The organism is Streptomyces beijiangensis, from assembly GCF_017315755.1.
Lineage (GTDB): Bacteria > Actinomycetota > Actinomycetes > Streptomycetales > Streptomycetaceae > Streptomyces > Streptomyces beijiangensis.
Genome location: NZ_JAFLRJ010000544.1, coordinates 1 through 1,886, shown reverse-complemented (window position 1 = coordinate 1,886; position 1,886 = coordinate 1). Strand labels below are relative to the sequence as shown.

Sequence of the window (1,886 nt, the reverse complement as noted above, 5' to 3'; positions counted from 1 at the left end):
GGGTTGAGGCCCTCCACCCATTCCTCGTAAAGAGGGCTCGGAGCTCGGGGCTTGAGCCCCGGGGGGCCTGGTTGGTGGTGGGCTTCGGGCCGCATAGCAGGATGGCGTTATGGCCCATGTCGCGTTGTTCCACTCGGTGCTCGGTCTGCGTTCTGCGGAACTCCTGGCTGCCGAGCGGTTGCGTGGTGCTGGGCATGAGGTCGTCACACCTGATCTCTTCGGCGGAGAGACTGCGGCCACGCTCGATGAGGGGTTCCGGGTTGTGGACCGGGTCGGCTGGGCGGCGGTGGTCGCGGCGGCCCGGGAGGCGCTTGGGGGCATGCCGGAGGAGACCGTGCTCGCGGGTGTGTCCATGGGGACGGGCGTTGTCGGTGAGGTGTGGGCGGAGCGGCCCGCCGCCGGGGGCGTTCTGCTGCTGCACGGGGTCGCTGATCTTCCCGGGTCGGTTCGCCCCGGGCTCCGGGTGCAGTTGCACGCGGCGGAGCCGGACGGCTTCGCGCCGGGCGAGCGTGTTGCCGCCCTCGGGCGGGCGGCTCGGGAGGCCGGGGCGGAGCTGGAGGTCTTCCGGTACCCGGGCGCCGGGCACTTCTACACCGACCGCGAGCTTCCCGACCACGACCCGGCCGCAGCCGAACTGACCTGGCAGCGGGTGCTGGACTGGCTTGGCTAGGGGTGCTGGAGCGTTGCGATGAAGGCGGACCAGGCCGGGGCGCGGAACGTGAGCGCCGGGCCGTGGGGGTTCTTGGAGTCGCGGACGGGGACAAGGCCGGGGAAGGCGGCGGCGACCTCCAGGCAGTTGTTTCCTTCGCCGCCGCTGTAGGTGGACTTGTGCCAGGTGGCCGAGGTGAGGTCAGACTCGGGGATCGTGATCTTCATGTGCGTAATCCTCCGCCACTGATGCAATCAGGGCCAGGGATTGTTTCGGAGTGAGTGCGTTGGCCCTGAGCAGATCGTAGGACAGTTGGTGGCGCGCCACGGTGGCTGGATCGTCCATCAGCTGGCCTGTGGCGGGGGCTTCGATCAGTGCGAGCGGGGGCGCATCCTCGAAGAACATGATTTTGAGTGAGCCGTGCAGGGAGGCGTGCCCGCCCGCCGAGAACGGGAGCACCTGGACGACGATCCGCCGGATGCGCGCCAATTCAGCGATGTGGCGCAGGTTGCGTGCCATCACCTCCGGTCCGCCGACCGGTCGACGCAGGGCCGCCTCGTCCAGAACGACCCACAACAAAGGCTTTGTTGGGTTGTCGAGAAGGTGGGTCCGCTCCATGCGGGCGGCCAGGAGTTCGTTGATGACCTCGTCAGGTGCGGTGGGCTGGTAGTCGAGGAAGACCGCACGGGCGTAGTCGGGGATCTGAAGCAGACCAGGGATCAGCATCCCCGCGTACTCCTGGAGCCCGATCGCCATTGCCTCTGCCTCAGCCGCCTCGGCGAACTGTTCAGGGTGCTTGGACCTGTTCGCCTTCGTGCAGTGCCGTACGAAGAACCCGCCCGCGCCCAGGATCTCGTCGAGCTTGTGCGCCATGTCCGGCAGGATGCGGCGCGTACCCGCCTCCATCTGGCCCACGTAGGAGCCGCTGACGAACAGGAGCTCGCCCAGGGCCTGTTGGGTGAGGCCGGCTCGTTCGCGGGCGTGGTGGAGTTCTTCGCCGATCATGATGCGGCGGGATGAGGGGTCGAGATCCTTCGGGCCGGTCATGGGCATCAACCTTCGATCCAGCAACGGGCTTTGTTGGGCTGGCGCTCTGGCAAGCGTAGAGGTGAACCGGTCACGCTGTGTGGGGAAAGGAAACACTCAGCGTGGAGGAATGTGCGATGGCAATGACAGTGCAGGAGCGAGTGCGGGCCACCGAGGAGGCCGTGGGGCAACTCCGGGTGGGGCTCGGGGC

At 67.9% G+C, this 1,886-nt stretch carries 3 protein-coding genes; 1 reads left to right on the top strand and 2 read right to left on the bottom strand.

The window, feature by feature from the left end; translation table 11 throughout:
• Positions 1-109 precede the first annotated feature (109 nt).
• Entirely contained in the window at positions 110-670 is a 561-nt protein-coding gene (locus J0695_RS36550; protein WP_206969070.1) for a dienelactone hydrolase family protein, read from the top strand.
• Here the strand turns inward: J0695_RS36550 and J0695_RS36545 are convergent.
• Positions 667-876, bottom strand: a complete 210-nt coding sequence (locus J0695_RS36545; protein WP_206969069.1) for a DUF397 domain-containing protein — start codon at positions 874-876, stop codon at positions 667-669. The two genes, J0695_RS36550 and J0695_RS36545, sit on opposite strands and share 4 nt — an antisense overlap.
• Positions 851-1,696: a helix-turn-helix domain-containing protein gene (locus tag J0695_RS36540; RefSeq protein WP_206969068.1), complete on the bottom strand. Its 846-nt coding sequence runs from the start codon at positions 1,694-1,696 to the stop codon at positions 851-853. Before J0695_RS36540 ends, J0695_RS36545 begins: the two co-directional genes overlap by 26 nt.
• Between the last annotated feature and the right edge of the window lie 190 nt (positions 1,697-1,886).